The organism is Pantoea sp. Pa-EAmG, from assembly GCF_030024295.1.
GTDB lineage: Bacteria > Pseudomonadota > Gammaproteobacteria > Enterobacterales > Enterobacteriaceae > Pantoea > Pantoea dispersa.
This window is the reverse complement of the sequence record NZ_JASEWO010000197.1, coordinates 1-7659: the sequence shown is the minus strand read 5'-3', so window position 1 is coordinate 7659 and position 7659 is coordinate 1. Positions and strand designations below refer to the sequence as shown.

At 58.0% G+C, this 7659-nt stretch carries 6 protein-coding genes; 5 read left to right on the top strand and 1 reads right to left on the bottom strand.

What is annotated here, in order from left to right:
• Window positions 1–139 precede the first annotated feature (139 nt).
• Window positions 140–1312: a 3-demethoxyubiquinol 3-hydroxylase gene (gene ubiF, locus QMM04_RS19335; protein ID WP_282996793.1), complete on the bottom strand. Its 1173-nt coding sequence runs from the start codon at window positions 1310–1312 to the stop codon at window positions 140–142.
• 330 nt (window positions 1313–1642) lie between these two features.
• Between ubiF and miaB the strand changes: the two genes are divergently transcribed.
• From miaB to lnt, 5 genes are all read left to right on the top strand, one after another.
• The gene (gene miaB / locus QMM04_RS19330) at window positions 1643–3067 is read left to right on the top strand and encodes a tRNA (N6-isopentenyl adenosine(37)-C2)-methylthiotransferase MiaB (protein ID WP_021508568.1); all 1425 of its coding nucleotides are present in this window, start codon (window positions 1643–1645) and stop codon (window positions 3065–3067) included.
• A 205-nt stretch (window positions 3068–3272) separates the two neighbouring features.
• Entirely contained in the window at window positions 3273–4346 is a 1074-nt protein-coding gene (locus QMM04_RS19325) for a PhoH family protein (RefSeq protein ID WP_058769440.1), read from the top strand.
• Complete coding sequence (gene ybeY, locus QMM04_RS19320) at window positions 4343–4816, top strand: rRNA maturation RNase YbeY (protein WP_282996792.1); 474 nt, start codon at window positions 4343–4345, stop codon at window positions 4814–4816. The genes QMM04_RS19325 and ybeY overlap by 4 nt, the downstream gene beginning before the upstream one ends.
• An 82-nt stretch (window positions 4817–4898) precedes the next feature.
• The gene (gene corC / locus QMM04_RS19315) at window positions 4899–5780 is read left to right on the top strand and encodes a CNNM family magnesium/cobalt transport protein CorC (protein WP_021508571.1); all 882 of its coding nucleotides are present in this window, start codon (window positions 4899–4901) and stop codon (window positions 5778–5780) included.
• A 4-nt stretch (window positions 5781–5784) separates the two neighbouring features.
• Window positions 5785–7311 (top strand): apolipoprotein N-acyltransferase, encoded by a 1527-nt coding sequence (gene lnt / locus QMM04_RS19310; protein WP_282996791.1) that lies wholly within the window; start codon window positions 5785–5787, stop codon window positions 7309–7311.
• Window positions 7312–7659 lie beyond the last annotated feature (348 nt).

Genomic DNA, 7659 nt, shown 5'->3' with positions numbered 1-7659 from the left:
CATTCCGGGGTTCGAATCCCTGCACCCCAGCCAAATTGCACAACAGGCCCGCTTTTGCGGGCTTTGTTGTTTTTGTCATTCCTGAATTTCGCGCCTTATACAACAGATGGCGCCGCCACGATTGCGGCGCCCGGTGTGTTTACAACCCCAGCGCGTAACGCAGCACCTGACGCTTGAGCACGCCAGCATTCTCTGCCGCAATCAGTCCAAGGTTACGCACCACACGCAGCGGCGGCAGCGCGTTGCTAAAGGCGAAGTAGAACAGATCCATACCACCCTGCATCAGCAAATTATCTTTGTAGCGCTGACGGTGATAACGCTGCAGAACCGGCAGCGATGACCAGCGCTGTGCCTGGCTGCGCGCGTCCACTAGCGTATCAATCAGCGCATCCACATCGCGGTAGCCGAGATTAACCCCCTGCCCGGCCAGCGGATTGATGGTGTGTGCAGCATCACCGACCAGCGCCAGGCCCGGCAGCACGTAGCGTGTGGCATGGCGGCGCACCAGCGGAAACGACGCCGCGTTCTTCACCTGGAAGCGGCCGACGCGCGCCGGGAAGTTGGCCTGTACTTCTTTGGCCAGCTGGCTGAGCGGCAGATTTTGCAGCTGACGGATCCGCGCCGGCGCGTCGTACCACACCAGCGAAGCGTGGCGATCGAACAGCGGCAGAAACGCGCGCGGTCCATCCGGCGTAAATTGCTGCCAGGTGGCATCGCCGGCCTCGTGTTCACACTCAACGCTGATTAGCATGCAGGATTGCGCATAGTTCCAGCCGCGCACGCCGATACCCGCCAGCTGTCGCACGCGCGAATTAGCACCATCGGCCCCCACCACCAGCTGGCTATCCAGCGTGGTCCCGTCATCCAGCTGTAGCTGCCAGCCGCCGCTGTGCGCCTGTAACGCCTGCAGTGAGGCCGGGCACAGCAACGTTACGCCATCCTGCTGCATCTGTTCCCACAGCGCGCGCTGCAGCACGCTGTTTTCCACCATATAGCCCAGCTCGGGAATGCCCAGTGCAGCCGCGTCGAAGGTGACGTGTGCGCTTTGCCATTCCCAGGTTTCCAGCTTGCGGTAGGGCGCGCTGCGCATCGCCTGGACACGCGGCCAGACATTGAGCTGGCGCAGCAGCGCCACCGATGACGCACCAATGGCGGAGATACGTATATCCGGCGCCAGGCTGGCGTCAAACGCGGCCGGCTCGGCACGTTCAATCACCGCCACGCGAAACTGCTGCTGCGCCAGACCACAGGCCAGCGCGGCACCGACCATGCCGCCGCCCACTACCACCACATCAAACTGTGAATCCTGCATCGACTCTTATCCTTCTGATTGCCGTGACGCCTTGCGGCAGCACTCTATGTGGCAAAGTGTACCGGAAATTTACCGCACCAGCAGAAAAGCCCTGCTAACCTTGTGCTTCAGCCATGCATGTTTAACGCACCTGGCGTATGAAATATAACCGGGCATCATGCCCTCAATGCAAGGATCTCCCCGGGAGCTTACATCAGTAAGTGACCGGGGGAGCCGCGCGCAGCCAACGCACCTGGCGTGCGAAGTATGACGGGCATGCTGGTCACACCCGCGCCAAAGCATTACAATACGCGCCCTGCACTTCTCTGCTCAGAATCAATGGCTAGTTCAATGACCAAAAAACTGCATATCAAAACCTGGGGCTGTCAGATGAACGAATATGATTCATCGAAGATGGCTGACCTACTGAACAGCACGCACGGCTATACCCTGACGGAGGAAGCCGAAGACGCAGACGTACTGCTGCTGAATACCTGCTCCATCCGTGAGAAGGCGCAGGAAAAAGTGTTTCACTTGCTGGGACGTTGGAAGAAGCTGAAGGCGAAGAATCCTGAGCTGATTATTGGCGTGGGCGGCTGTGTGGCTTCGCAGGAGGGCGATAAAATTCGCCAGCGCGCGCAGTGCGTGGACATCGTTTTTGGCCCGCAGACGCTGCATCGTCTGCCGGAGATGATTAATCAGGTGCGCGGCAGCAAAAGCCCGATTGTTGACGTCTCGTTCCCGGAAATCGAAAAGTTTGATCGCCTGCCGGAGCCGCGCGCTGAAGGTCCGACTGCTTTTGTCTCGATCATGGAAGGCTGCAATAAGTATTGCACTTTCTGCGTGGTGCCTTATACGCGCGGCGAGGAAGTGAGCCGTCCCTGCGATGACATCCTGCTGGAAGTTGCCCAGCTGGCGGCGCAGGGCGTGCGTGAAGTGAATCTGCTGGGGCAGAACGTCAACGCTTATCGCGGCGCGACCTTTGACGACCAGATTTGTACCTTTGCCGAGCTGCTGCGTCTGGTGGCCGCGATAGACGGAATTGACCGGATTCGTTTCACCACCAGCCATCCGATTGAGTTCACTGACGACATCATCGACGTTTATCGTGATACGCCAGAGCTGGTGAGCTTCCTGCACCTGCCAGTGCAGAGCGGTGCCGATCGTATCCTGACGCTGATGAAGCGAGCGCACACTGCGCTGGAGTACAAAGCGATTATCCGCAAGCTGGTGGCCGCGCGCCCGGATATCCAGATCAGTTCAGATTTCATTATTGGCTTCCCGGGCGAAACCCAGCAGGATTTCGAGCAGACCATGAAGCTGATCGGCGAGGTTAATTTCGACACCAGCTTCAGCTTTATCTATTCGGCGCGTCCGGGGACGCCAGCGGCCGATCTGCCGGACGACGTGCCGGAAGAGGAGAAGAAGCAGCGTCTGTACATTTTGCAGGATCGCATCAATCAGCAGGCGATGGCATGGAGCCGCCGCATGCTTGGTACCGTTCAGCGTATTCTGGTGGAAGGCACCTCACGTAAGAATGTGATGGAGCTGACCGGCCGTACCGAAAACAACCGCGTGGTCAACTTTGAAGGCGACGTGCGCATGATCGGTAAATTTGTTGATGTCGAAATCGTCGATGTTTATACCAATTCGCTGCGTGGCGTCGTGGTTCGCACTGAAGAGGAGATGGGCCTGCGCGTCGCGGAGAGTCCGGCATCGGTGATTGCGCGTACGCGTAAAGAGGATGAGATCGGCGTGGGCCTGTATCAACCTTGAGACCGCGATTACTGAGCGACAGCGCACAACGCGCTGTCGCCTGTTTCATCCCGCAGCCCTTGCTTTCCGCAGCTGCCGCCCAAATATCTCCCCTGAAGCTTGCGCCCGGGCGCGACCCCATAAATAATTCCGTAAAGATGCTGACGCCTGGCGTACGGTATCTGCTATTTCTTTCAACTGGCCCTGAGTGACCCAAAGGATTCATTTGAATATCGAAACTCGTGAAATCGCCCTTGAACCGGCAGACAATCGTCGACTGATGAGCCTGTGCGGTCCGTTTGATGACAACGTAAAACAGCTGGAGCGCCGTCTGGGCATTGAGATCAATCGCCGCGACAACCTGTTTAAGCTGGTCGGCCGCGCGCTGAGTGTCGAGGCGGCCGCCAATATTCTGCGTTCGCTGTACGTTGATACCGCGCCGGTGCGCGGCCAGATCCCGGACATTGAACCGGATCAGATCCATCTGGCGATCAAAGAGAGTCGCGTGCTGGAACAGACGGCCGACAGCGTGCCGGAGTACGGTAAAGCGGTAAACATCAAGACCAAGCGCGGCGTAATTAAACCGCGTACGCCAAACCAGGCGCAGTACATCGCCAATATTCTCGATCACGACATCACGTTCGGCATTGGGCCGGCCGGGACCGGGAAAACCTATCTGGCGGTCGCCGCCGCGGTGGATGCGCTGGAGCGGCAGGAGATTCGCCGTATTCTGCTGACGCGTCCGGCGGTCGAAGCCGGCGAAAAGCTCGGCTTCCTGCCCGGCGATCTCAGTCAGAAAGTCGATCCTTACCTGCGTCCGCTGTATGACGCCCTGTTTGAAATGCTGGGCTTCGAGCGCGTCGAGAAGCTGATGGAGCGCAACGTGATTGAAGTCGCGCCGCTGGCCTACATGCGCGGCCGTACGCTGAATGACGCGTTCGTGATTCTCGATGAGAGCCAGAACACCACCATCGAACAGATGAAGATGTTCCTGACGCGTATCGGCTTCAACTCCAAAGCGGTGATTACCGGTGACGTGACGCAGATTGACCTGCCGCGCAGCACCAAATCCGGTCTGCGCCACGCCATCGAAGTGCTGGCCAATGTGGAAGAGATCAGCTTCAACTTTTTCCACAGCGAAGACGTGGTGCGTCATCCGGTGGTCGCACGCATTGTTAATGCTTATGAAGCCTGGGAAGAAGCGGACCAGAAACGCCGTGATAAACTGGCGGAAGAGCGTAAACGTGAAGCGCAGGCGGCTCAACCTGCCAGCCAGCCGACGCCGCAGGAGCCTTCATGAGCACGGTGATTTTAGATTTGCAGATGGCGTGTGCCGATGAAAACGGCCTGCCCGCAGAAGCGGCGTTTCAGCGCTGGCTGGAGGCGGCGGTCACGCCGTTTCAGCCTGAGAGCGAAGTCACGATACGGCTGGTGGATGAAGCGGAGAGTCATGAGCTTAATCTGACTTATCGCTGCAAAGATAAGCCGACTAACGTGCTGTCGTTTCCGTTTGAAGCACCGCCGGGCATTGAGCTGCCGCTGCTGGGCGACCTGATTATTTGTCGTCAGGTTGTTGAGCAGGAAGCGGCCGAGCAGGGCAAAAGCCCTGAAGCGCACTGGGCACACATGGTGGTTCACGGCACGCTGCATCTGCTGGGTTATGACCATATTGAAGACGAGGAAGCTGAAGAGATGGAAGCGCTCGAGACCGAGATAATGCTTGCTCTTGGCTATCCCGATCCGTACATTTCGGAAAAAGAAGACGCCTGAACCGCCGGTTCAGGACATTGCGCTGCTGGCGAGGATGCCGGCAGTTCCTTTCCCTCATTCGAGAGAACTAAATAAAAACGCCATGAGCGACGACCATTCTCAAAACAACGACGCACCCAGTAGTAAAAAGGGTTTTTTCTCCCTGTTAATCAATCAGCTTTTCCACGGCGAACCCAAAAACCGTGACGAACTGCTGGGGCTGATCCGCGATTCTGAGCAAAAAGAGCTGATCGACCAGGACACCCGCGACATGCTGGAAGGGGTGCTGGATATTGCCGAACAGCGCGTGCGCGACATCATGATCCCGCGCTCGCAGATGATTACCCTGAAGCGCAACCAGAGCCTTGAAGAGTGCCTGGCGGTGATTATTGAATCTGCCCACTCGCGCTTCCCGGTGATCAGCGAAGATAAAGACCATGTTGAAGGCATTCTGATGGCGAAAGATCTGCTGCCGTTTATGAGCAGCAGCGCCGAGCCATTCAGCATGGAAAAAGTGCTGCGCCCGGTGGTGGTGGTGCCTGAGAGCAAGCGCGTCGATCGCATGCTCAAAGAGTTCCGCTCGCAGCGCTATCATATGGCGATCGTCATTGATGAGTTCGGTGGTGTCTCCGGACTGGTGACCATCGAAGATATCCTTGAGCTGATCGTCGGCGAAATTGAAGACGAATATGACGACGAAGAAGATCGCGATATCCGTCAGCTCAACCGCCACACCTATACGGTGCGTGCGCTGACGCCGATTGAGGATTTCAATGAGGTATTTGGTAGCGATTTCAGCGATGACGAAGTCGATACCATTGGCGGTCTGGTGATGCAGGGATTCGGCCATCTGCCGGCGCGCGGTGAAAGCATCGACATTGAGGGTTACCAATTCAAAGTTGCGATGGCTGACAGCCGCCGTATCATCCAGGTGCATGTGAAAATTCCGGAAGACTCTCCGCAACCGCAACTGGAAGACGAATAATTTTATGGCATTAGCCTCTCTCTACTCGCAGCAGCGGGTTCGCCTGCTGCTGGCGTTAATTCTGGGTGCCGCGGGCACCCTTTCCTTTTCCCCGTATGATTTCTGGCCCGCCGCCCTGCTCTCTCTGGCCGGTTTGCAGCTGCTGTTGCTGGATCGCCGCAGCGCCCATGCGGCAGGCATCGGTTTTGCCTGGGGCTTTGGCCTGTTCGGCAGCGGCATCAACTGGGTGTACGTCAGCATTGCGACGTTTGGCGGCATGCCCGGCCCGGTCAATGTGTTCCTCGTGGTGCTGCTCGCCGCCTATCTGGCGCTCTACCCGCTGCTGTTTGCCCTGCTGCTGAACCGCTTCTGGCCACGAGCCACGCTGTGGCGCATGGCGCTGGCGGCACCGGCGCTGTGGCAGATCACCGAGTTTCTGCGCGGCTGGGTGCTGACCGGCTTTCCGTGGCTGCAGTTTGGCTACAGCCAGATCGATGGGCCGCTGAAAGGCCTGGCGCCGCTGGCTGGCGTGGAAACCATCACCTTCCTGCTGATGGTGATTGCCGGCATGCTGGCCTCGGCCTGCTACCACCGCAGCGTGAAAAACCTGATTATCGCCGTCGCGCTGCTGCTGCTGCCGTGGCCACTGCGGATGCTGCAGTGGTATCAGCCGCTGCCGCAGCGCAGCGTCAATGTGGCGATGGTGCAGGGCAATATTCCGCAGTCAATGAAGTGGGATCCGCAGCAGCTGCTGACCACGCTGCGCGTCTATACCGCATTCAGCAAGCCGTTTATCGGCAAAGCGCCAATCATCATCTGGCCGGAGTCGGCAATTACCGATCTGGAGAGTAATCAGCAGCCGTTTTTGCATGCGCTGGATGACGAACTGCGCGCGCGCGGCAGCACGCTGATCACCGGCATTGTTGATTCGCGCGTGGAGAGCGATAACCGCTATCACGATTACAACTCGGTGATTGTGCTGGGCGGCGCGCAGCCTTACAGCTACCAGAGCCGCAACCGCTACCAGAAAAACCATCTGGTGCCGTTTGGCGAGTTTGTGCCGCTGGAAGGTCTGCTGCGTCCGCTGGCGCCGTTCTTCGACCTGCCGATGTCCTCGTTCAGCCGTGGCGCCTACCTGCAGCCGCAGCTGAAAGTGGCGGGTTACAACCTCACCAGCGCCATTTGCTATGAGATCGTGCTGGGCGAACAGGTGCGCGCTAACTTCCGTCCGGACACCAACTTCCTGCTGACGGTATCGAACGATGCCTGGTTCGGTCATTCGATTGGTCCGTGGCAGCATTTCCAGATGGCACGCATGCGCGCGCTGGAGCTGGGTCGCCCGCTGCTGCGCTCAACCAACAACGGTGTTACCGCAGTGGTGAATGCGCAGGGAGACGTGGAGAACATCATCCCGCAGTTCACCCGCGAAGTGCTGAGCGCAACAGTCACGCCTGCCAGCGGAGAAACGCCGTATGCACGCGTCGGTATCTGGCCGGTATGGCTGCTGACGCTGGCGGGCATCGTGCTGGCGATTTTACGCCGCCGCGCCTGATATCCCGCCCTCTCACCAGGCGAAGCGCTGGCTTCGCCTTTTTTCTGCGCAGTTTTCCGCTCCCTTTATCCTTAGTCACCGCCACTTTCTGCTGCCTTTTTGCCCGCTCTCCGCGTACTGGCACGATCATTGCTAATTATTTCAGTGGTTTTAGCAACATCGGTGATTTGTCAGCGTAATGCCACGTTTGCGCACTATTATCTGGCACCGAAGCGCACTTAATTGGCGCAGAGGCTGTTTTTTGCCTCTTATTGGTGCGGAGCGGCTCGCAAAAAACGAACTTTTTTGTTTCATTACGTTAACAATTCGCTATGTTAATCACTATCCTGCGCGCAGTTGCGCTAAGGG